Genomic DNA, 23929 nt, shown 5'->3' on the forward strand with positions numbered 1-23929 from the left:
ATCAGTGGCATGGTGCTGGGCACCAGCTATACAGTAACAGCGGATAATGGCAGCTGCACGTCATTGGCTTCAGCTTCGTTCAGCAATGCAGCGATGCTAGCGGCACCAGCGGTTCCGACCCTGGCCTCAACAGCAGCGACCTGCGCGGCCGACGGCAGCAGCTCGATCAGTAACTACAGTGCCTCGAACACCTATACCTTCACTCCGGCAGGTCCTTCAGTGGACGCTACGGGAGCGATCAGTGGTATGGTGCTGGGCACCAGCTATACGGTAACAGCGGATAATGGCAGCTGCACGTCATTGGCTTCAGCTTCGTTCAGCAATGCAGCGATGCTAGCGGCACCAGCGGTTCCGACCCTGGCCTCAACGGCAGCGACCTGCGCAGCCGACGGCAGCAGCTCGATCAGTAACTATAGTGCCTCGAACACCTATACCTTCACTCCGGCAGGTCCTTCAGTGGATGCTACGGGAGCGATCAGTGGTATGGTGCTGGGCACCAGCTATACGGTAACAGCGGATAATGGCAACTGCACGTCATTGGCTTCGGCTTCGTTCAGCAATGCAGCGATGCTAGCGGCACCAGCGGTTCCGACCCTGGCCTCAACGGCAGCGACCTGCGCGGCAGACGGCAGCAGCTCGATCAGTAACTACAGTGCCTCGAACACCTATACCTTCACTCCGGCAGGTCCTTCAGTGGACGCTACGGGAGCGATCAGTGGTATGGTGCTGGGCACCAGCTATACGGTAACAGCGGATAATGGCAGCTGCACGTCATTGGCTTCAGCTTCGTTCAGCAATGCAGCGATGCTAGCGGCACCAGCGGTTCCGACGCTGGCCTCAACAGCCGCCACCTGCGCAGCCGACTGCAGCAGCTCGATCAGTAACTACAGTGCCTCGAACACCTATACCTTCACTCCGGCAGGTCCAACCGTGGACGCTACGGGAGCGATCAGTGGCATGGTGCTGGGCACCAGCTATACGGTAACAGCGGATAATGGCAGCTGTACTTCGGTAGCTTCGGCTTCGTTCAGCAATGCAGCGATGCTAGCGGCACCAGCGGTATTATTCACCAAGACCAACGACGCTACCTGTTCGTCGGGTAATGATGGTAAGGCCGCTTTAACAATCACAGGAGGTTCTTCTCCAACTATCTCCTGGATAAAAGACGGTGCGACGATTGCCGCTCCTAATTTGAATGCATTAAAAGCTGGTGTTTATCAGGTAACTGTATCGAATGCTTGTGGTTCTATAATCCGTAGTATTACGATTAATACTATTAACCGCGCTCCACTTGCTTCAAATGATAATTTTACAGGGCAGTCGGGTGTGATAGTAAATGGTTCGGTTGCTACCAATGATTCTGATCCGGATGGGGATGCATTAACTTATACTGTACAGGCAAGTACGAATTCTGGCACGTTGGTTATGCAGCAGAATGGATCGTTTGCTTATACTCCAGCTGCAGGATTTAATGGAACAGTTGTTTATAACTATACGGTGTCTGATCCTTGCGGTTCAGTGGCAACAGCAAGTCTTACTATTGTTATCAATTCACCGACTGTTAATCGACCTCCGGTAGCAGTAAATGATAATTACAGTACAAGTGAAGGTGTTGCCTTGATAATTCAAGCTCCAGGAATTATGGTTAACGATACCGATTTGGATGGAAATAGCTTAACGGCTCAACTTGTTTCAACTACCACAAAAGGTACGTTAGTGTTAAATGCAGACGGTTCATTTACTTACACTCCAAATGCGGGCTTCTATGGTAATGATAGCTTTGCCTATAAAGTTTATGATGGTAGTTTAAGTAGCAATGTAGCAACTGTGGCAATTACAGTGAATCGTATTTCTACTGATCTGGCCATTACTAAGGTTTCAAAAGGAAATATGTTAAAACGTAATGATGTGTTTGATTATGAAATTAAGGTAATTAATAATGGTATTTACGATGGAACAGGAGTGATTGCAAGGGATATTTTGCCTTCGAGTCTTGAGTTTGTTAGTGCCTCAGCTACTACGGGGACTTATGACTTTAATGCTGATAACAGATCTTTAATCTGGAATATTGGAAACTTGAGCGTCGGTGCGAATCAGACCTTGCAATTAAAGGTTAAAGCACTTAGGGGTGGTTGGGTATTAAATACCGCCACAGTAACTGGTAATCAGTTTGACCCTATACCTGATAATAATAAGGCAACGGACAAACGTTTGATTTATGGGTTCATGATTCCGAACGTATTTACTCCAAATGGTGATGGAACGAATGATTTCTTCGAAATTGAGGGTATTACCGAATTTGAAACTGAGCTATATATTTATAACCGTTGGGGTAATGAAGTGTATAAAACTCGCAATTACCAAAACAACTGGGGTGGTTCAGATCTTCCTTCAGCCACTTATTATTATGCTTTAAAAGTGAAAAATCAAGAAGGCAAGTGGGAAAGTTATGCAGGATTTGTTGAGATTCTTAAATAGTTAAACGTATTAAAATAATAACAAAGGCTCCTCTTTCATGGAGCCTTTATTATTTTATCTACTGAACAATTGTTCATCCGTTTTATTCAACCAAATACATTTACTAATTTTGCCACCCTTATGTTGATCCAAGTATTAAAGTCTAAGATACACCGGGTTAAAGTAACCCAGGCCGAATTGCATTATGTTGGTAGCATTACAATCGATGAAGATTTGCTCGATGCTGCTAATATGATTGAAAATGAAAAGGTTCAAATTGTGAATATCAATAATGGTGAGCGATTTGAAACCTATATTATCAAAGGAGAGCGCGGTACCGGAACTGTTTGCTTAAATGGCCCTGCAGCCCGTAAAGTACAGGTGGGAGATATTGTGATTGTTATTTCATACGCCACTATGGACTTTGAAGAGGCCAAAAAATATAAACCAGCTGTTATTTTTCCTGACCAGCAAAATCGCTTAATTAAATAATCAATTGAGTAAACGTATTAAATCTGTTTTGCAATACTCGCTGTTTATAGGCTTGGGTGTTGCAATGCTCTACTTTGCATTTCGCGGGCAGAATATAGGTGAGATTGCTTCAAAGCTAAAGTCCGCTAATTTTTATTGGGTTGCAGTTGCTGCTGTAATTACAATGGTTTCACATTTGGTTCGTGCAGTACGTTGGAATATGCTGATTGAACCTTTAGGTTATCGGCCAAAAAACATCAATACTTTTTCAGCTGTGTTGATTGGTTATGTTGCCAATTTTGCCTTTCCTCGCTTGGGTGAAGTGGCCAGGTGTGGTACGTTAACCAAAACGGATAATGTTCCTATGGACAAGCTAATAGGAACTGTGATCCTTGAACGGGTTGTGGATCTCTTATCATTAGTGGTGATATTGGTGTTAACGGTTCTTTTTCAGTTTAACCGTATCAGCAGTTTTGTTTATGATAATTTACTCAAAGGAATTCTTCAAAAAATAACTGCTAATACACTTAATCTCGTAGTGTTTGCTGTTATTGTTATCGGTTTGATAGTTTTCGGGATAAAACTTTTTAATAAATACAAGCACACGATTTACGAATCAGCTATCGGTAAAAAAGTAATGAGTTTGCTTGAAGGTATTATTCACGGATTAACAAGTATCTCAAAACTTAGTAGCGTTGGAGGCTTTTTGTTTTATACTGTCCTGTTATGGACCTTATATTTACTTTCAACCTATTTCATGTTTTTTGCCTTGTCTTCAACCTCAAATCTTACGCTGCTTACCGCATTATTTGTATTAACTGTTGGAAGTTTAGGAATGGCGGCTCCAGTTCAGGGTGGTTTGGGAGCTTTTCACTGGATTGTTTCCAAAGGGTTAATTTTATATGGAATTGCCGAGCTCGATGGTTTAGCCTATGCTACCATTTCGCATGGCACCCAAACATTAATGGTAATTATTTTTGGAGGAATCTGCTTTTTATGGATGGTATTGAACCAAAGTAAGAAACCCAAAATGAGTGCAATACTCTAATCAGTAGTTAAAATACTAGATATGATCAATTAAAATAAGACCCGGTATTTCCACTATCGGGTTTTGTTTTTTATAAGCAGCGTTTTACCTCAATTGTTTAAACTATTGACTTGTTAAGCTTGTTTGCCTTTTATTTTAAAGTTTTCAAAGAAAATAGACCGTTTATTAAAATAGTATATTTTTTATGATTTTATTTTATAAACATTGTTTTTGTAATAGATTTGACAATCAATAACCTTATTTATAAACCTTTAACTGAGCAAGTATTATGCATTTTCAGCTTACTGAAGAACACTTGATGATACAAAAGGCTGCAAGAGATTTTGCACAGAATGAATTGAAACCTGGCGTCATCGAGCGTGATGAACATCAAAAATTTCCAGCCGAACAAATTAAGAAATTAGGAGAACTAGGCTTCTTAGGAATGATGGTGGATCCTAAGTACGGAGGTAGTGGTCTTGATGCCATTTCTTATGTATTGGTGATGGAAGAACTTTCAAAAGTTGATGCTTCAGCTTCGGTGGTGGTTTCGGTAAATAATTCATTGGTTTGCTACGGATTAGAGCAATATGGAACTGAGGAGCAAAAACAAAAATATCTTGTTCCTTTAGCCAAAGGCGAAGTAATTGGCGCTTTCTGCCTTTCAGAGCCTGAAGCAGGTTCAGATGCAACTTCACAGCATACTACTGCAATTGACATGGGTGACCATTATTTGTTAAACGGAACTAAAAACTGGATCACAAATGGTAATAGCGCTTCCACCTATTTGGTTATAGCACAAACTGATGCAGCAAAGGGCCATAAAGGTATTAATGCCTTTATTGTTGAAAAAGGCATGCCTGGTTTTACCGTAGGTCCTAAAGAAAATAAATTGGGTATTCGTGGTTCTGATACACACTCATTGATGTTTACTGATGTGAAGGTGCCGAAAGAAAACCGTATCGGTGAAGATGGTTTCGGGTTTAAGTTCGCTATGAAAACGCTTGAAGGCGGGCGTATTGGTATCGCTTCGCAAGCCTTGGGAATTGCTTCAGGTGCTTTTGAACTTGCGGTTCAGTATTCAAAGGAGCGTAAATCATTTGGTAAGCCAATTTCAGAACATCAGGCAATTCAGTTTAAACTGGCCGATATGGCCACGCAAATTGAAGCAGCCCGTATGCTGTGTTTAAAAGCGGCTTGGTTAAAAGATCAACACCAACCTTATGCACAGGCAAGTGCTATGGCTAAGCTTTTTGCATCAGAGGTTGCTATGAAAACCACTGTTGAAGCCGTGCAGGTACATGGTGGATATGGATACGTTAAAGAGTATCATGTTGAGCGCCTGATGCGTGATGCAAAGATCACACAGATCTATGAGGGAACTTCAGAGATTCAACGCATTGTAATTGGCAGAGAAGTATTGAAATAAGTATCAGCTTGCTTTAGGCTGATATACTCAATAAATTGGATAAGCGACAGGATAATACTTGTCGCTTTTTTCTTTTTAAGTTTTGAAACTTTTTAAATTTCATCAACGTTTTATAGTAAAATGATAGATTATGTAGATTCGGCTCTGTTTTATTGCGAATAATTTAAAAATTCAATTATTAATTACTTGTATCCCAGCGTTTTTTAGTTTTGGGCTTTTTTACGACGATTACTTTCATCAAATTACAACAATGAAATTTATAGGTTATTTACTTGCTTTAGGCACTTTAGTCAGTTCTTGTGTTAATAGCAATGTTTCCATGATGCAGGAAGGTGTTTGGAGAACGACCCTGCATACCGAATCAGGAAGAGAAATTCCATTTAACTTCAATTTTATCCATGATGCTAATGGCAAACCTGTTGCAGAAATAATTAATGGTGATGAGCGCTTACGAGTAGATGATATCAGCATTACCAATGACTCGGTGTTCATTAAAATGCCTTTTTTTGATTCGGAATTTAAAGGCCGTTTTGAAGGGGATCTTATTAAGGGTGAATGGGTAAAACATTTGGCGGATAAAGATGTCTCAATGAGATTCGTAGCTGAACCGGATACTTACTGGCGTTTTATCGAATCAAAAACTAAGGCTAAGGCTAATGTTTCTGGACGCTGGTCAACCACTTTTATTGCTGATAAGGATACTACCATTGCTGTAGGTGAATTTGTGCAACATGATAATAAGCTTACCGGGACATTCTTAACCACTACGGGCGACTACCGTTACCTGGAAGGAACAGTTGCGGGTGATGAATTTTATCTTTCTTGTTTTGACGGCGGTCATGCCTATTTGTTTACCGGTAAAATTGAAGGTAATAAAATTACTGACGGTAAGTTTTATTCGGGCTTGAGCCATGTTGAAAATTGGACTGCCTCTAAAAATGAAAAGGCGACACTTCCGGATGCATACACATTAGCTAAACTGAAAGAGGGGCAAAAAAGGCTGGATTTTGCTTATCCTGACCTTAATCATCAGATCGTTTCACTAAAAGATCCTAAGTTTAAAGATAAGGTGGTGATTGTTCAACTATTGGGCTCATGGTGTCCTAATTGTATGGACGAAACCAAATTCCTGGCTGATTTCTATAAACAAAATAAGACTAAAGGATTAGAAATTGTTGGTTTGGCTTTTGAACGTACTACTGATTTCGAGCGCTCCAAAAAATCGGTTTTGAAGTTTAAAGATCGGTTTAATGTTCAATATGATTTATTGATAACGAACAAAACCAGTGATTCAAAACAGCGAAATGAGGCGCTGCCTATGCTCGATCGGATCTTGGGCTTTCCTACCACTATTATTATCGGACGCGATGGTGAGGTTAGGAAGATTCATACAGGTTTTAGTGGACCTGGTACTGGCAAACATTATGATGATTTTGTAAAAGAATTTACACAATACATTAACGAACTTTTAGCCGAATCGGCCAAACCTCCGGTCGGATAAGTAACGATTTTATCCATTCCCATCATTTTTCAATTAAACAACTTATACTTGTTCTTTGAAAATGGTGGGATTTGTGTTTTTATTAACCCCCATTCAATAGTACCATACGAAAATGATCATAAAGAAAGTAATCCTTCTTACTGCTATAGCATTTATTTCCCTGACCGCCTGTTCGAGTACAAAGCCTATTCAACTGCCAGAACTTGTTATTAGTGCTAATTCTAATAAAACAATTGAGAACGCTGATTCCATCCATCGAAACAAACGATATTTTGCAACGTATTCCACTGTTAACGATTTGCTCAATACCAAATTGGATTTAAAGTTTAACTGGGATAGCGCTTTTGTAATGGGAAAGGCTACCTTAAAGTTTAAACCATATTTCTACCCAACAGATTCATTGAAATTAAGTGCAAAGGGGTTTAAGGTGAATGAAGTGGCCTTAGTGAAAGGCTCTACTAAACAAGCTCTCCAATTCACGTATGATGGCAAATCTATTTTCATCAAACTTGATAAAACCTATAACCGCGACGAAGAATATACGGTTGCGATTGATTACGTGGCGATGCCCAATAAACTGATTGTTAAAGGAAGTGATGCCATTACACAGGATAAAGGGCTCTATTTTATTAATAACAATGGAAAAGATCCAAATAAACCTAAACAAATCTGGAGTCAGGGTGAAACTGAAGCAAACTCATGCTGGTTTCCTACAATTGATGGGCCACAGGAAAAACATACCCAAGAAATAACATTAACAGTTGATAAGAAATATGTAACCCTGTCGAACGGTTTGATGGTAAGCTCGGTCAATAATGCTGATGGAACCAGAACTGATGTTTGGAAACAGGATAAAATGCACAGTACTTATCTTACTATGATTGCGGTGGGTGATTTTGCTATTACTAAAGATAAGTGGCGCAATATAGAAGTGAATTACTATGTTGAACCTGAATATGCAAAGTATGCTAAACTGATTTTTGGCAATACGCCCGAAATGATTGAGTTCTACTCCGAAAAATTAGGAGTTGATTATGCCTGGGATAAATATTCGCAAATAGTTGTTCGTGACTTTGTTTCGGGAGCAATGGAAAATACATCTGCAACGGTCCATTACGATAAACTGCAAATGACTGATCGCGAGCATTTGGATGAATCTCATGAGGATATCATTTGTCATGAATTGTTTCATCATTGGTTTGGTGACTTAGTAACTGCAGAGTCATGGCCAAATCTTCCATTAAATGAATCATTTGCCACCTATGGTGAATATTTATGGTATGAATATAAATACGGAAGAGCTGAGGCGGATATTAAAAGTCAAATGGATATGATGGCGTATTTAAGCTCGAAAGAGGATGCCGCAAAAGATCTTATCCGGTTTGATTTAGATGATCGCGAGAAAATGTTTGACCTTGTTTCATATCAGAAAGGTGGTCGGGTTTTGCACATGTTGCGAAAATATGTTGGTGATGATGCTTTTTTTGCTGCACTAAAATTGTACTTAACACAAAATCGTTTTTCAACAGCAGAGATTCATGATTTGCGTATAGCCTTTGAAAAAACTACCGGTCAGGATTTGAATTGGTTCTTTAATCAATGGTTCTTATCACCAGGCCATCCTGAACTTAGTATCGCTACTACTTACAATGAAACATTAAAGAAAGTGGAAATTAATGTTGCCCAGTTGCAAAATTTCGTTAATGCCCCTATTTATAAGCTTCCGATTGATGTTGATTTTTATAGTAATGGAAAAGTTGAACGTAAGCGTATTGTAATTGATAATGCATCGCAAAAATTCACTTTTAGTTATGATAAAAAGCCTGAACTTGTAAATTTTGATGCAGAAAAAATGCTGCTTGGTTTAAAACGTGAAACTAAAAGTCGGGAAGAGTGGGTAAATCAATTTAATATGGCTCCTCTATTTATGGATAAAGTGGAGGCTTTGTCGTATTTAGAGTATTACAGTTCGTATGCCGATGTTCAGGAAGTCTATAAAAATGCATTGTCGGATAAAATTTGGGGGATACGAATTTTTGCATTACAAAACCTTACTTCGGTACCAGTAACCGCTCGTGACCAATATTATCAAACGGTACTTAATATAGCCAAAACAGATGAAAAATCGTATGTAAGAGCATCAGCTCTGGCCACGTTGTCGGAACTTTACAAAGCAAAAGACAATAAAGCGGTTTATTCACAAATGTTAAAAGATCAATCGCCGATGGTTGAACAAATGGCTAAACAATTATTGGAGAGTAAATAGAAAATTGTGTAAACCATTGAATTTACAGCCTTTGCATGCGGAATAAATTTTATTATCTTTGCGGGGCAAACGAGAAAAGAGGGGACAGAGTCCCCTCTTTTGTTTATTATTAAGTAGATGAGTGCAGTAATAGACCGAGTAACTAGTCTGGTTGAAGAGAAAATTACCGGAACCGATTTGTTTATCGTTGATATCAAAATGTTGCCCAACAACAAATTAATGATTCTTGTCGACGGAGACAATGGTGTCGGAATTGAGAGTTGTATAGGTATAAGCAGGCATGTGGGTTATCATTTGGAAGAAGAAAATGTGATCGATCATGCGTATACACTAGAAGTTTCTTCTCCAGGATTAGATTATCCGTTAAAAATGCAACGGCAATTTGTAAAAAATACCGGCCGTACAGTTGTTGTAAAAATGAACGATGGTAGCAAACGAGAAGGCAAATTACTTTCTTCGAATGAAAAGGCAATCGTTATAGAAGAAGCCCTTAAAGAAAAGGGGAAGAAGGCACAGTTGGTTGAAAATGAAATAGGTTTTGATCAAATAGTTGAAGTTAAGGTAACAGTTAGTTTTAAATAAAGAAAAAGGTGCAAACCAAATTTGCACTGGAAATAATAAGGTTTAAAAATGAGCAATATCAATTTGATAGACTCCTTTTCGGAGTTTAAGCAATTCAAGAACATTGACAGACCAACCATGATGAGTGTGCTGGAAGACGTTTTCCGCAGCATGTTGCGTCGTAAATATGGAACAGATGAAAACTGTGACGTTATCTTAAATACTGAAAACGGTGACCTTGAGATTTGGCGCACACGTAAGGTAATGGAAGATGGTTTTTCTGAAGATGATGCTTTAGAGGTTGAACTTGCAGAAGCTAAATTGATTGATCCGGATTTGTCAGTAGGGGACGATGCTATTGAGCAAATTACCCTCGAAAGTTTTGGTCGTCGTGCTATTTTGGCTGCCCGCCAAACATTAGTATCGCGTATCATGGAGCTTGAGAAAGACGATATTTACAAGAAATATAAAGATCGTGTTGGCGAGATTGTGGTGGGTGAAGTGTACCAGGTATGGAAGAAAGAAATTTTGATATTGGATGAAGAAGGAAATGAACTTTTGCTTCCAAGAACGGAACAAATTCCTGCCGATTTCTATAAAAAAGGCGATAGCATTAGAGCAGTTGTTCTTAAAGTAGAGATGATCAATAATAATCCAAAAATCATCATTTCTCGTATTGCTCCTGCTTTCTTGCAACGTTTATTCGAACTGGAAGTGCCTGAAATATTTGATGGCCTGATCAGTATTAAGAAAATTGTTCGCGAGCCAGGAGAGCGCGCTAAAGTGGCTGTTGAGTCATTTGATGATCGTATTGACCCGGTTGGAGCCTGTGTGGGTATGAAGGGTTCTCGTATTCATGGTATTGTTCGTGAGTTACGCAATGAAAACATTGATGTAATAAACTATACTAATAACGCCTCGCTTTACATCACGCGAGCTTTAAGTCCGGCAAAAATTACATCCATTAAAATTAATGAGGATAAGAAACACGCTTCAGTGTTTTTAAAACCTGATCAAGTTTCACTTGCTATCGGTAAAGGCGGACACAATATTAAACTTGCCGGGAAGTTGACCGGTTATGATATTGATGTATTCCGCGATGTGGAAGAGTTGGATGAAGAGGATGTTGATTTAGAAGAATTCTCAGACGAAATTGACGGCTGGGTAATTGATGAGTTAAAAGCAATTGGCTGTGATAGCGCAAAGAGTGTTTTAGCTTTATCAGTAGATGAATTAGTAAAACGTACTGACCTTGAGGAGGAAACAATAAAAGAAGTTTTAAACGTCCTTCGCTCAGAGTTTGAATAAAATAATACATTGCAGCCTTTGCTAAACAGAGGCTGCATATTAAGATAATCGCTCATACGAGCACAGGTTGTTGTGACGATAACCATTTAAAGTTGCCTCTGCTACCATGTATGCAATGATTTTTATTAGTAAGAGCTCAGTTTAATTTAGCAGAATAGCGGTTAACTGATAACTTATAACTATTTTTACAGTCGAATTCTAAATATTAAGAATGTCAGAAGACAAACAATATCAATTATTTAAAGTTGCCAAGGAACTTAACATAGGATTAAATACAGCAGTTGAACACCTCAATAAAAAAGGGTATAAGGTGGATGGGAAACCAACCACTAAAATAAACGACGAGATGTATGATATCTTACAAAAAGAGTTTCATATAGGTAAAGTGATTAAAGAAGAAGCTAAGCATATTCATGTGGGAAAGGTGCGTCGTGATGAAGTATCGATTGATGAATCACTGCTTGAAAAGCCAAAAATGAAGGAGGAAGAGCCGGAAGAAATATTGATTAAAAATGTTTCAATAAATCATCCGATTTCTGAAAAGCCAAGAACTGAGATTAAAGAAGAATCTCACCCAGCTATAGAAACCGAATCGACAGGATCTGCGCCTGAAATTACACCTGTAAATGCAAATGAAGAGATTCCTGGTGTGAAGGTAATTGGTAAAATAGATTTGGATGCTTTAAATCCGAAGAAAAAGGCTCCAAGAGAAGAGCCAGTAGCTGAAAAAACACCTGAACCCATCCCTACAATAGAAGAGAAAAAGGTTGAACAAGTAAAAAGCGAACCGGTTCAGATTCAAAAAACAGCTGAAGAAAAGCCTGTTGAACAATTAAAGCCGGAACAGCCTTCTGTTCCTCAACCACCTGTGAAGGAAGAAAAGAAACACATAGAACCGTCAAAAGAGGAAGTAACACCTGTAAATGCTACTGAATCAGTAAGTGACACTGGAGATAAAGATGATGAGGTAATCAGAGCAAGGGCACAACGTCTTAGCGGACCAAACATCATTGGTAAAATTCAACTGCCGGTAGAACGTAAAAGCCAACCGGTGGCATCTTCGTCTGATAACGACCGCCATAAACGCAAACGCAAACGAAAAGAACAAGGGGGCAATCCTCCTACTCAGGGTAACCAGGGTGGACAAGGTCAAGCGGGAAATCAAGGTGGTCAGGGCCAGCATCAAGGAGGCCCTCGTCATGGTCAAGGACAAGGTCAAGGTCAAGGCGGTCCTCGTCATGGACAGGGTCAAGGACAAGGTGGACAACGCCATGGACAAGGACCTGGTCAAGGACAAGGACAAGGCGGACCACGTCATGGTCAAGGACAAGGACAAGGTGGCGATAGACGCTTCGATAACAGAGGCCCTCGTCATGATAACCGCGGTGCAGGTCATCAGAGACCAGAAAAAGAAGAGGTTGATGAGAAAAAAGTTCAGGAGCAAATCAAACAAACTCTTGCAAAATTAACGGGAGCCGGCAAGCACAATAAATTTGCCGCCGGACGTAAACACCGCCGTCAGAAACGCGATGATTATGCGCAATCGATGGAGGAAAAAATGATGCAAGACGAACTCGAATCGAAAGTATTAAAGGCTACCGAGTTCGTGACTGCTAATGAATTGGCAAACATGATGGATGTGCCAGTGACCAAAGTAATTGCTACTTGTATGTCATTAGGTATGTTCGTTTCAATTAATCAACGACTCGATGCTGAAACACTTTCAATTGTTGCTGATGAATTTGGCTATACTGTAGAGTTCGTTTCAGTTGATGTGCAGGAAGAAATTGAAGAGGAAGTAGATGATCCGGCAGATTTAGTTGACCGTTCGCCAATTGTGACGGTAATGGGTCACGTTGACCACGGTAAAACCTCATTGCTTGACTTTATCCGTAAAGCTAATGTAATTGCCGGTGAGGCTGGAGGTATTACTCAGCACATTGGTGCTTACGAGGTAAAATTAGAAAGCGGTAAAAAAATAACATTCTTAGATACACCAGGTCACGAAGCATTTACGGCTATGCGTGCCCGTGGTGCTCAAGTAACTGATATTGCAATTATTGTTATTGCAGCTGACGACGCGGTAATGCCTCAAACAAAAGAGGCGATTAACCATGCCATGGCAGCTAACGTTCCAATTGTATTTGCTTTCAATAAGATTGATAGAGAAGGTGCTAATTCGGACAGAATCCGTGAGCAATTATCGGCCATGAACATTCTGGTTGAAGAGTGGGGTGGTAAATACCAAACCCAGGAAATTTCTGCTAAAAAAGGTCTGAATATTGATTTATTACTTGAAAAAGTACTGCTTGAAGCAGAGATGCTTGAGTTGAAAGCTAATCCTGATCGTCGTGCTGTAGGTACAGTAATTGAAGCAGCTTTAGATAAAGGTAGAGGTATAGTTACTACCGTACTTATTCAAACAGGTACTCTTAACGTTGGTGATCCTATTTTAGCCGGATCTCATTACGGAAGGGTAAAAGCGATGTTCAATGAACGCGGTTCTAAGATCATCAAAGCAGGTCCTTCAACACCAGTTTTAGTTTTAGGTATGCAGGGAGCTCCTCAAGCTGGTGATAAATTTATAGAAGCCAAATCAGAACAAGAAGCTAAAGAAGTAGCTACTAAGCGTACACAGTTAATGCGTGAGCAAGGTTTGCGGACGCAGAAACATATTACCTTGGATGAGATCGGTCGTCGTTTGGCAATCGGTAACTTTAAAGAGCTTAATATCATCGTTAAAGGTGATGTGGATGGTTCTGTTGAGGCACTTTCGGATTCATTACTGAAACTTTCAACTGAAGAAATCCAGGTTAATATTATCCATAAATCGGTTGGTCAAATTTCAGATTCAGATGTGCTATTAGCCTCTGCTTCTGATGCGATCATTATCGGTTTCCAGGTTCGTCCATCAGCAAGTGCGCGTAAATTGGCTGAGCAAGAGCAGATCGATATCCGCATGTACTCAGTAATTTACAAAGCAATTGAGGAAATTAAACTAGCAATGGAAGGTATGCTTTCTCCTGAAATTGAAGAGAAAGTGGTTGCAAACGTTGAAATCCGTGAAACCTTCAAGATCAGCAAGGTCGGTACAATTGCCGGTTGTATGGTATTGGATGGAAAGATTAACCGCAATAGCAAAATCCGAATTGTTCGTGATGGTGTAGTTGTCCATAATGGTGTACTAGACTCGTTGAAACGCTTTAAAGATGATGTAAAAGAGGTGGCCGCTGGATATGAATGTGGTTTGAATATTAAAGGCTTCAATGAAATAAAAGAAGGTGACATTGTAGAAGCATACGAAGAAGTTGAAGTAAAACGTAAGTTGTAATTTCTATTTCTTACTACAAATAAAAAAACTGCCCGGCTGTTAAGTCGGGCAATTTTTTTAAGTAATAAATTGATGGATATAGTTAATTACTGTTAAGTTGGGCTAAAAGCTTTTCTGATAAAGGCTTGTTTGTTTGTTAGCTTTCGTGGATTAGGTTAGGCTTCAGCACCAAAGGACTGCATGTTAATTAGTTTATGATAAAGGCCTTCTTTTAATAAGAGTTCTTGATGTGAGCCTTGCTCAATCACTTTGCCTTTTTCCAATACAATAATTTTATCAGCATTCTGGATGGTGCTTAATCGGTGCGCAATTACTAAAGAAGTCCTATTTTGCATTAAACGATTCAAAGCATCCTGAACTAATTTTTCCGATTCAGTATCAAGGGCTGAGGTTGCTTCATCCAATAGCATAATCGGTGGATTGCCTAAAACTGCTCTGGCGATACACAATCGTTGACGCTGTCCGCCTGAAAGTTTAGCCCCGCGATCACCAATGTTTGTTTCATAGCCATTTTCTGTTTCCATGATAAAGTTGTGGGCGTTTGCAATTTTAGCTGCTTCGATCACCTCTTCCATTGTTGCATCAGGTATTCCAAAAGCAATATTGTTAAAGATGGAATCATTGAAAAGTATGGATTCCTGAGGTACCAAGCCTATTTGACCACGGATAGAATCTAGTTTTAAATCTCTAATATCAGTCCCGTCAAATAAAATGTTCCCTCCTTTGATGTCATAGAATCTAGGTAATAAATCGCAAATCGTTGTTTTTCCACTTCCAGAAGGTCCAACTAATGCAACGGTTTCGCCTTTGTTGATTTCAAAACTTACGTTATTTAATATCAGCTTTTCACTGTAGGCGAACTCAACGTTTTTAAGTTCAATTTTATTGTTGAATAAATTAGCTGTTGTTGCGGTTGGTTTATCTACAATTTGGGGCTTAGCATCAACCAATTCGAGTACTCGTTCGCCAGCAGCCAAGCCTTGATTAATATTTGTGAAAGCTTCCGAAATTGATTTTGCCGGACGAGTAACTTGTGAAAATATAGCCAGATAGGTTATAAATGCTTCTGGTGTTAAAGTACCCTCTCCTAAAAAGATCATGTGTCCCCCATACAATAATATTCCTCCAACAGTAGCAATTCCCAAAAATTCAGAAATAGGTGATGCTAATTGCTGACGACGAATCATTGAATAACTATATTTAGAGAAGGTTGCGTTTTCTTTTCTGAACTTTTCTTTCATAAAAGGAATGGCATTGAAGGCGTTGATAATTTTTATGCCTGACAATGACTCATCCAGAAAGCTGATCATATTGGCATAACTTTGCTGAGCGCTCCTTGCCTTCTTTTTCAGTTTCTTTACTAAAGTAGAAATGATTAATCCCGATACCGGAACCACTAAAATTGAAAATAAAGTGAGTTTGGTGGAAATGCTAAATAAAACAATGAAAAAAGCCGTGATTTGCAATGGGTCTCGGAAAATCACCTGTAAGGTACTAGTTACAGTGAATTGAACTACCTGAACATCTGAAGCAACTTTAGAAATTATATCGCCTTTACGCTCATTGTTAAAAAAGCCAATGTTCATATTCATCACATTGTTGAAAACCGTAGTTCGAAGGTTTTGCATTGTGTGAATACGCAATTCTTCCATAAACCGCTGTGAGAGATAACGGAATAGATTGCTCAAAAAAGCTGAACAAACAATAATTAAGGTTACAATTTTCAAAGCACCATATTTTCCATAAGTTATTATTGCTTCGTTAAAATAGTAATCGAATATTGAGACAAAGTATTTGCCGGAAAATACAAAGTCAGGTTTGGAAACTGCCTTAGCGGCTTCAGTTGAAAACAACGTTTTCAACAAAGGGATTAAAAGCGTAAAGTTGAGTGTGCCAAAAATGATAGCCAAAAGCGTAGTGAAGATATAGGGAATGGCAAATTTTCCTATCGGTTTAGCGAATGATAATAATCGGAAATAGGTCTTCATTCGAAGTAATTTTATTTAGAATTGGGTTTAATAGCCAGTTGAATATCAAATAGGAGTAATTAATATTCTGAATGTAAAGCTAACCTTCCCTTAGTTTTAATTATGGTTGCAAAGTTAGAAATTAAATACAATCTGAGGGTTGATATTAAAACAAGATGCTTAGCCATGATTATTATCTTTACTTTGATATATTATTCGATGTAGATGGAACAAACAAACCTTATGAATAAAATGCGTCAGGGTGATTTTAGAGCTCTTTCCAGAGTAATTAGCCTGGTCGAAAATGAAACCAGTTCTTCTGAACAGCTGTTGCTTCAGCTTGATCTATCACGCGCAGCGCCAGTTATCGGAATAACGGGCCCTCCAGGCGCCGGTAAAAGTACGTTGGTTAATATGCTTATTCGGTTGATAACAAATCAAGGCAAAAGGGTGGGGGTGGTGGCAATTGACCCAACATCGCCTTTTAATTATGGGTCGTTGTTAGGCGATCGTATACGTATGGTTGAGCATTTCAATAATGAAAATGTTTTTATTCGGTCACTGGCAACTCGTGGTTCTCTCGGCGGACTTTCAGCTAAAACCATAGAAATTGTAGATGTTATGAAAGCTGCTTCTTTTGATTATATTTTGGTGGAAACAGTTGGCGTTGGTCAGTCAGAAGTTGAAATAGTTGGATTGGCCGATACCACAATAGTTGTTTTGGTACCAGAAGCAGGTGATGAGATTCAAACCATAAAGTCGGGTTTAATGGAAATCGCTGATATCTTCGTGATTAACAAAGCCGATCATATAGGAGCTGATGAATTTGTTCGGAATATTCAAAAACTGCTTCATCAACGTCCACATAGTAATTGGAATGTTCCGGTCTTAAAAACAACGGCTGATAAAAACGAAGGAATCGGGGAGTTATTTGCCCGTATTGAGCAACATTATCCGATGACGGAAAACAAGAAAAAGCCTTTTTTGATGACCGAGAAGGCTATAAAGTTAATTCAGCAGTATAGGATGAAGGATATTAATCGGTTGGAGCTATTAAATGATATCACCTTTAAACTGAATGATAAGACGTTTAATCTTTATCGATATATCAAACAGCTAACGACTTAGTATGGTCGTTAGCTGTTTTGGTTTTGACTACTTCCTATTCATTATATCTTCTATTTCTTCAATTTCAATTGGAATTTTTTTCATTAAATCAATATTTCCGTCTTTAGTTATTAAAATGTCATTCTCCAATCGAATACCTAAGCCTTCTTCCGGAATGTATATTCCTGGTTCACAGGTTAAGATATTTCCAACCTGGAAAGGTGTAAAACGATTGCTGATATCATGAACATCTAGCCCCAAATGATGAGATGTGCCATGCATGAAGTATTTTTTATAAACTGGATTTTTTGGGTCCTGTTTATCTACTTCATGTTTATGCAATAAGCCGATATTAATTAATTCATAAGTCATCAATTTGCCTACCTCTTCATGGTATTCGTTCCATATTGTACCGGCAATAAGCATTTTTCGAGCTTCTTTAAATACATTTAAAACAGCACTATAAACGGCTTTTTGTCTATCTGAAAATCGTCCGTTTACAGGTATTGTTCGAGTTAGGTCTGCATTGTAATTTGCATAACAAGCTCCAAAATCCATTAAAATAACCTCTTCATCATTACACACTCTATTGTTTTCGTTGTAATGTAAACAACAGGCACTTTTTCCTGAGGCTATAATGGGGTTATATCCATGGCCGGTAGCTCTGTTTCGGATAAACTCATGAATGATCTCAGCTTCAATCTCATATTCAGTAACCCCTGGTTTTACAAAATCCAATACTCTTCGGAATGCCTTTTCTGTAATATCACATGCTACTTGTGTTAACTGAACCTCTATATCTGATTTCACCATCCGAAGTTGACACATGATGGGTGCGCTACGTTGATATGAAAAGTGAGGATATTTATTTTTCAGTTCAATTGCAAAGCGTAGGTCTCGGTAGGGGACCGTATGTACATATCGATCATTTTCATTCGTATTTAAATAAATGCTTTCCGCATGAAATATGATGGAAGGAAATATAGTTTCAAAGTCTTCAAGCCAGAATATTGATTTAATGCCTGATGTTTCTGTAGCCTCTTCTTTCGTGTATTTATGTCCTTCCCATATGGCAATATGCTCATTGGTTTTTCTTAAAAAGAGTACCTCCCTATAGATAGGGTTGGGGCAATCCGGGAAAATCAAGAGGATAGTTTGTTCCTGATCTATTCCACTTAAATAAAACAGGTCGGCGTTTTGCTTAAAAAGGAAGTTCTGATCCCCACTTTGAGGAAACTCATCATTTGCATTGAAAATTGCTAATGATTTTGGTCTTAAATGGGAGATAAACCTTTTTCGATTTCCTGCAAACAAACTATTGTTAATTTTTGTATATTTCATAATGTTTATTGTTGACCTGAGAAGTATAACTTAGAGTTAAAATTGGAATGATTTTTGGCTAAGTTATGTAATTAAGGAAAAAATTCTATATTTGCATAGCATTTACGCTTATTCAACAATAAGAACAATATATCTAACTAATATTTGATCGACTATGAACAAATCTACTTTTAAGAAGATAGCAGCTATGTCGCTGGTTGCAGCATTTAGCAGTCTATCGGCGTTTGCCCAAGACGGTGGCGCGAAAGTGTTTGGCGGGACCAAACAGTTCAGAACTTGGCAAATCGGAGTAAACGGCGGAGTGGCAGCACCTGTTGTTTTCTTAGGAGGCCATAATGACTACAACGAATGGGACGCTAACTTTGGTTACGGCGTTTACATTCAAAAACAATTAACCCATGCCTTTGGTTTAAAATTAGACTATCAAGGTGGTAAAGTAGCTGGAAGCTATAATGGGTCCACCAATGGACAAGGTTACCCTGGTTTTGATTCGTTCTCAACTACCATTAACTATGCAATTTCATTACAAGGTCAGGTTGATTTAACCAGCTTGTTATGGAAACGCGATAGCAAAGTTGCCTTGTATCTACAAGGAGGTTACGGTTTAACCGGTTACAAACCAGATGGCGACACCCGTACCGAGCAGTTCATTCCTGTTGGAGGTGGTTTGAAATTCAAATTGTCAGAAGGCATTGGTTTGGATTTAGGTTACACCATGAACTTTTTGGATGCTGACAACTTGGACAGAACCTGGTTCGGCCCAAGCAATGACAAATGGTCATACGGTTACGCAGGTTTAAACTTTGCCCTAGGAGCCAAAGAGAAGAAAAACCTGGACTGGGCTAATCCATATGCCTTGATGTATGATGAGTTGAAAGACAATCAATTACGTCAGGAAGTGGAAGCATTGAAATCACGTGTTGCAGCTAACGAAGGTGAGATTGCCAACGTGAAGAAAGATTCAGACGGTGATGGCGTATCAGACATCTTTGATAAAGAGCCAAACACTCCAGCTGGTAACGTGGTAGACGGAGCAGGTCGTACGATTGTATTCCCAACTCCAGCACCGGTAGCAGCTCCAGTTGAGCAAAGCAACACCATTCAGTTCGACTTCAACTCAGACAAATTACGTCCAGAGTCAGCAGGTGCAATTGAAAGCATGGCTAGCGAGTTAAAAGCATCAGGTGGTAAAATGTTGTTAGAAGGTCACGCTTCAGAAGAAGGTACTGAGAAATACAACATGGATCTATCAAAACGTCGTGCTGCTTCAGTGAAAAAAGCGTTGGTAAAAGCTGGTGTAAAATCAGGTAATATCACCACTAAAGGTTACGGCGAAACTCGTCCGGTAGCATCTAACGACACTGAAGAAGGTCGTCAGAAAAACCGTCGCGTTGAATTCAAAGTTCAATAATCGCAGGTAACGATAAAAGTTAACTAAAAAGGGAGTTCTGATGATTATCAGGACTCCCTTTTTGTTTATTTTTGTACCTCATATGTTATATTTCTTTCGCAAAAAAGACCCAAACCGTCCAACAAACTTTAATATTAAAGTGATGCATTGGATAAACCGAATAGCTATTATTGTTTTTTTAGCCGGGGTAATCTATAAGTTAATAGAAGTATTCTTGAAATAAAGAACCGGCTAGTTAGCTACAGAAGCTTAACTCATATTAACCTAAATAATCTCAATTTAAATGAAATCAATTGTAAAAACAGAAAATGCTCCGTCACCAATCGGTCCATATAATCAAGCTGTGTGGGCTGGAAATATGCTTTTTGTTTCTGGCCAGATAGCTATAAACCCAGTGACGAATGAAATAATAATACATGATATTTCCTTAGAAGCTCATCAGGTGATGAAAAACCTTGCAGCAATTTTAACAGAAGCAGGATTAACATTTGATAATGTAGTAAAGACGGGCATATTTTTAAAGAATATGAGTGATTTTGCTATTGTTAATGAAATTTATGGAAGTTATTTCTCAGGAAATTATCCAGCGCGTGAAACTGTTGAGGTTGCCAGTCTGCCTAAAAATGTGAATGTAGAAATTTCAGTTATTGCTGTTAAATTTTAAGACAGATTGGAGCAGAATCAATCCTTAAAATATTTTCTTGCCGGAATGGCTTCTCCTGCTATCTGGGGTTTCTTTGCAATAGCGCTTAGAAACCTTAAATTTTTTCCGGCTATGCAAATACTTGACTACCGAGTATTTACTTCATTGGTAATTCTTCTCGTAGTAATACTTTTGTTTAGAAAGAAAAGGATTAAGGCAGATTTGAACTATTATCAGTTTGCTGTTAAGAATAAGCGACGATTTTGGAAGCTTTTGATATGTTCCAGTATTTTACTTACGGGTAACTGGTTGTCATTCATATATGTTATTAATAGCGTAAGTATTCAATCAGGGGCATTTGCTTATATGGTTTGTCCATTGTTAACTGCAATTGGAGGCTTTTTGATCTTGGGTGAACAATTGAATAAATTGAAATGGATAGCTATAGGAATTAGTTTAATCAGTGCTGCAATTTTAGGTTGGGGGCATCTCAGTGATGTATTATGGTCCTTCTTCATTGCAATACTGTTTGCAGGATATTTAATTACTCAACGAAGTATTCAAGGTTTTGATAAATTAAATCTGTTGTCAATTCAGTTGTTTATAGCCTGTTTGTTTATTATTCCATTGGAGATAATTCAACCGCATCCCATACCTCAAAGCATTAGCTTTTGGAGTAATATCGTTGTAGTTGCAGTGGTATTTACCATAATTCCATTGTATTTGAGTTTATATTCCATGATACGCATACCTGCTTCTACGGCTGGAATTTTAATTTATATTAACCCCATTATTGCCTTTGCAGTTGCGTTTTTTTATTTCCATGAAGGGTTTACATTTCAGAAACTAGTATCTTATGGCTTACTTACTGCTGCTGTTATACTTTTCAATTGGGATTATATTAAAAAATTACTACCCCAAGTAGCATCAAGCAAATGAAGTAACCTAATGCATTTTTGTCTTTGTGGAAAGAAAAGGCTTTTTTGATACACCGATAGAATATTTAAAAGGCGTTGGCCCTTCTAAGGCCGCTGTGCTTAATAAGGAATTCGGCATTCTTACTTATAGTGACCTGATTCAGCATTACCCTTTTAGATATATTGATAGAACCAGATTCTATTTAATTAGCGAGATAGGTCCTGAATTACAGTATATTCAATTGAAAGGGCATATTGTTGATAAGCAATTAATTGGAGATGCCCGAAAGAAGCGATTGGTAGCTACCTTAAAAGATGAACGAGGTGGGCATTTGGAACTTGTTTGGTTTCAGGGTATTAAATTTATTGATAAGAACCTGCAAATAGGCAAAGAATACATCGCTTTTGGCAAGCCGCATTTTTTTAATTCAAAGCCAAATTTGCCACATCCTGAATTGGAACTTGTTTCAGAAGTGCGGAAAGAATTTCAAACTGCTTTACAGCCTGTTTATTCTTCGACAGAAAAGCTCAAATTATTTTTCCTAGATAGTAAGGGGTTCATGCGTCTTATCTATTCCATTTTGCAGCAGGGTTTTTCTTTGATTCAAGAAACATTACCTTATAATGTAATAAGTCATTATAAGCTGATGTCGAGGAAGGAAGCTTTAGTGCAGATTCACTTTCCCACCGATTCAAAATCATTGCAAAGAGCTCAGCTTCGGCTAAAGTTTGAAGAGCTTTTCTTTATTCAACTTCGATTACTTTTTAATAAACAGATAAAAAAACGGCTTCATAATGGCAGTACATTTAGTATAGTTGGGGACCTGTTTAATTCATTTTATAAGAATCATTTACCTTTTGAGTTAACGAATGCTCAGAAACGCGTCGTTAAAGAGATAAGACAGGATACTTATTCCGGCCTGCAAATGAACAGGCTATTGCAGGGTGATGTTGGAAGCGGCAAAACGGTTGTTGCCTTAATGTCAATGTTATTGGCCGCTGATAATGGGTTTCAGTCGTGTATGATGGCCCCAACAGAAATTTTGGCAACTCAGCATTATAATTCAATTAGTTCGCTATTGCAACCCATGGGAATAGCAGTGGGACTTTTAACCGGATCAACTCGCAAAAAGGAAAGAGACAAATTACATGAAGCACTTAAAAATGGCGAACTGAAATTGCTTGTTGGAACCCACGCTTTAATTGAAGACAAAGTTCAGTTTGAAAATTTGGGTTTGGTGATTATTGATGAGCAGCACCGTTTTGGCGTGGAGCAACGTGCAAAATTATGGCGCAAAAACTCGAATCCACCTCATATTCTAGTGATGACTGCAACTCCAATTCCTCGGACATTGGCAATGACTCTATACGGCGACTTAGATGTTTCTGTAATTGACGAATTGCCTGCAGGTAGAAAGCCGATCTCAACTATACATAAATATGAAAATAACAGATTACGTTTATTTGGGTTTCTAAAAGAGGAAATAGCGAAGGGGCGTCAGGTCTATATCGTGTATCCTTTGATTGAAGAATCTGAAAAGATGGATTATTTGGATTTGATGAATGGTTTCGAACATATTTCCAATGTATTTCCGACTCCTCAGTATAGGGTTAGCATCGTTCATGGTAAAATGAAAGCAGCTGAGAAAGATATGGAGATGGAGCGCTTTAAAAGGGGAGAAACGCATATAATGGTAGCCACAACAGTTATAGAGGTGGGGGTGAATGTGCCTAATGCTTCCGTTATGGTTATAGAGAACGCTGAACGATTTGGTCTTTCACAGCTGCATCAATTGAGAGGACGAGTAGGACGTGGTGCCGAGCAGTCTTATTGTGTTTTAATGACGAGTCACAAGCTGTCATCGGAAGCAAAAATCAGAATTGATACGATGGTTAGAACAAATGACGGCTTTGAAATCTCAGAGATGGATCTTAAGTTGAGAGGTCCTGGAGATATTGAAGGTACCCAACAAAGCGGGGTTTTAGATCTTAAACTAGCCGACCTGGCGAAAGATCAGCAACTTTTGATAGAAGCAAGGAAAGTTGTTGAAGAAATTTTAACAGAAGATCCATCGTTAATTCAAGAAAAAAATTTAAACTTACGTTTATATTTTCAAAAAAAGGGTTTGTCTGAAATTACTTGGGAAAAGATTTCGTAACTATTTATATATTTATCGCCTAATCGAACCAAT

The 23929-nt window shown here is 38.7% G+C and carries 17 protein-coding genes; 15 read left to right on the forward strand and 2 right to left on the reverse strand.

Annotation, left to right across the window (positions count from 1 at the left end; all coding sequences use genetic code 11):
- From NF867_RS07270 to infB, 9 genes are all read left to right on the forward strand, one after another.
- On the forward strand, positions 1–2478 hold a 2478-nt coding region (locus tag NF867_RS07270; RefSeq protein ID WP_252587151.1), incomplete at its 5' end, for an Ig-like domain-containing protein.
- 120 nt (positions 2479–2598) lie between these two features.
- Positions 2599–2949 carry an aspartate 1-decarboxylase gene (panD, locus tag NF867_RS07275; RefSeq protein WP_252587152.1) on the forward strand — a complete coding sequence of 117 codons (351 nt, stop codon included), beginning with the start codon at positions 2599–2601 and terminating at the stop codon, positions 2947–2949.
- A gap of 4 nt (positions 2950–2953) precedes the next feature.
- The gene (locus tag NF867_RS07280) at positions 2954–3976 is read left to right on the forward strand and encodes a lysylphosphatidylglycerol synthase transmembrane domain-containing protein (RefSeq protein ID WP_252587153.1); all 1023 of its coding nucleotides are present in this window, start codon (positions 2954–2956) and stop codon (positions 3974–3976) included.
- 268 nt (positions 3977–4244) lie between these two features.
- Positions 4245–5384, forward strand: coding sequence for an acyl-CoA dehydrogenase (locus NF867_RS07285; RefSeq protein ID WP_252587154.1), 1140 nt, complete (start codon positions 4245–4247; stop codon positions 5382–5384).
- 250 nt (positions 5385–5634) lie between these two features.
- Positions 5635–6885 carry a peroxiredoxin family protein gene (locus tag NF867_RS07290; protein ID WP_252587155.1) on the forward strand — a complete coding sequence of 417 codons (1251 nt, stop codon included), beginning with the start codon at positions 5635–5637 and terminating at the stop codon, positions 6883–6885.
- 112 nt (positions 6886–6997) lie between these two features.
- Positions 6998–9151: a M1 family metallopeptidase gene (locus NF867_RS07295; RefSeq protein WP_252587156.1), complete on the forward strand. Its 2154-nt coding sequence runs from the start codon at positions 6998–7000 to the stop codon at positions 9149–9151.
- A 117-nt stretch (positions 9152–9268) separates the two neighbouring features.
- On the forward strand, positions 9269–9733 hold the full coding sequence (locus tag NF867_RS07300) for a ribosome maturation factor RimP (RefSeq protein WP_252587157.1): 465 nt from the start codon (positions 9269–9271) through the stop codon (positions 9731–9733).
- Positions 9734–9781: 48 nt separating this feature from the next.
- Positions 9782–11020 (forward strand): transcription termination factor NusA, encoded by a 1239-nt coding sequence (gene nusA, locus NF867_RS07305; protein ID WP_252587158.1) that lies wholly within the window; start codon positions 9782–9784, stop codon positions 11018–11020.
- Between the two features lie 211 nt (positions 11021–11231).
- A complete protein-coding gene (gene infB / locus NF867_RS07310) occupies positions 11232–14351 on the forward strand; it encodes a translation initiation factor IF-2 (RefSeq protein WP_252587159.1) in 3120 nt (1039 codons plus the stop codon).
- Positions 14352–14506: 155 nt separating this feature from the next.
- Here the strand turns inward: infB and NF867_RS07315 are convergent, their stop codons facing one another.
- The gene (locus NF867_RS07315; RefSeq protein ID WP_252587160.1) at positions 14507–16339 is read right to left on the reverse strand and encodes an ABC transporter ATP-binding protein; all 1833 of its coding nucleotides are present in this window, start codon (positions 16337–16339) and stop codon (positions 14507–14509) included.
- Positions 16340–16543: 204 nt separating this feature from the next.
- Between NF867_RS07315 and meaB the strand changes: the two genes are divergently transcribed.
- Positions 16544–17446, forward strand: coding sequence for a methylmalonyl Co-A mutase-associated GTPase MeaB (gene meaB / locus NF867_RS07320; RefSeq protein ID WP_252587161.1), 903 nt, complete (start codon positions 16544–16546; stop codon positions 17444–17446).
- Between the two features lie 27 nt (positions 17447–17473).
- Here the strand turns inward: meaB and NF867_RS07325 are convergent, their stop codons facing one another.
- Positions 17474–18766 carry an aminopeptidase P family protein gene (locus NF867_RS07325; protein WP_252587162.1) on the reverse strand — a complete coding sequence of 431 codons (1293 nt, stop codon included), beginning with the start codon at positions 18764–18766 and terminating at the stop codon, positions 17474–17476.
- Between the two features lie 154 nt (positions 18767–18920).
- Between NF867_RS07325 and NF867_RS07330 the strand changes: the two genes are divergently transcribed.
- From NF867_RS07330 to recG, 5 genes are all read left to right on the forward strand, one after another.
- Positions 18921–20177, forward strand: a complete 1257-nt coding sequence (locus tag NF867_RS07330; protein WP_252587163.1) for an OmpA family protein — start codon at positions 18921–18923, stop codon at positions 20175–20177.
- An 82-nt stretch (positions 20178–20259) separates the two neighbouring features.
- Positions 20260–20400: a DUF6728 family protein gene (locus tag NF867_RS18410; RefSeq protein ID WP_341870034.1), complete on the forward strand. Its 141-nt coding sequence runs from the start codon at positions 20260–20262 to the stop codon at positions 20398–20400.
- A gap of 60 nt (positions 20401–20460) precedes the next feature.
- On the forward strand, positions 20461–20841 hold the full coding sequence (locus NF867_RS07335; protein ID WP_252587164.1) for a RidA family protein: 381 nt from the start codon (positions 20461–20463) through the stop codon (positions 20839–20841).
- A 6-nt stretch (positions 20842–20847) separates the two neighbouring features.
- Positions 20848–21759 (forward strand): EamA family transporter, encoded by a 912-nt coding sequence (locus NF867_RS07340; protein WP_252587165.1) that lies wholly within the window; start codon positions 20848–20850, stop codon positions 21757–21759.
- Between the two features lie 25 nt (positions 21760–21784).
- Complete coding sequence (gene recG, locus NF867_RS07345) at positions 21785–23896, forward strand: ATP-dependent DNA helicase RecG (protein WP_252587166.1); 2112 nt, start codon at positions 21785–21787, stop codon at positions 23894–23896.
- The last annotated feature ends 33 nt before the right edge of the window (positions 23897–23929 follow it).

This window comes from Solitalea agri (assembly GCF_023914155.1).
Taxonomy (GTDB): domain Bacteria; phylum Bacteroidota; class Bacteroidia; order Sphingobacteriales; family Sphingobacteriaceae; genus Solitalea; species Solitalea agri.

What these genes read in the sequence shown, in the direction of transcription:
- NF867_RS07285 (WP_252587154.1), top strand. Translation starts at nt 4,245, where the DNA reads ATGCATTTTCAGCTTACTGAAGAACACTTGATGATACAAAAGGCTGCA.
- NF867_RS07325 (WP_252587162.1), bottom strand. Translation starts at nt 18,766, where the DNA reads ATGAAATATACAAAAATTAACAATAGTTTGTTTGCAGGAAATCGAAAA.
- NF867_RS07300 (WP_252587157.1), top strand. Translation starts at nt 9,269, where the DNA reads ATGAGTGCAGTAATAGACCGAGTAACTAGTCTGGTTGAAGAGAAAATT.
- panD (WP_252587152.1), top strand. Translation starts at nt 2,599, where the DNA reads ATGTTGATCCAAGTATTAAAGTCTAAGATACACCGGGTTAAAGTAACC.
- NF867_RS07330 (WP_252587163.1), top strand. Translation starts at nt 18,921, where the DNA reads ATGAACAAATCTACTTTTAAGAAGATAGCAGCTATGTCGCTGGTTGCA.
- NF867_RS18410 (WP_341870034.1), top strand. Translation starts at nt 20,260, where the DNA reads ATGTTATATTTCTTTCGCAAAAAAGACCCAAACCGTCCAACAAACTTT.
- NF867_RS07335 (WP_252587164.1), top strand. Translation starts at nt 20,461, where the DNA reads ATGAAATCAATTGTAAAAACAGAAAATGCTCCGTCACCAATCGGTCCA.
- NF867_RS07295 (WP_252587156.1), top strand. Translation starts at nt 6,998, where the DNA reads ATGATCATAAAGAAAGTAATCCTTCTTACTGCTATAGCATTTATTTCC.
- nusA (WP_252587158.1), top strand. Translation starts at nt 9,782, where the DNA reads ATGAGCAATATCAATTTGATAGACTCCTTTTCGGAGTTTAAGCAATTC.
- infB (WP_252587159.1), top strand. Translation starts at nt 11,232, where the DNA reads ATGTCAGAAGACAAACAATATCAATTATTTAAAGTTGCCAAGGAACTT.
- NF867_RS07290 (WP_252587155.1), top strand. Translation starts at nt 5,635, where the DNA reads ATGAAATTTATAGGTTATTTACTTGCTTTAGGCACTTTAGTCAGTTCT.
- NF867_RS07315 (WP_252587160.1), bottom strand. Translation starts at nt 16,339, where the DNA reads ATGAAGACCTATTTCCGATTATTATCATTCGCTAAACCGATAGGAAAA.
- meaB (WP_252587161.1), top strand. Translation starts at nt 16,544, where the DNA reads ATGGAACAAACAAACCTTATGAATAAAATGCGTCAGGGTGATTTTAGA.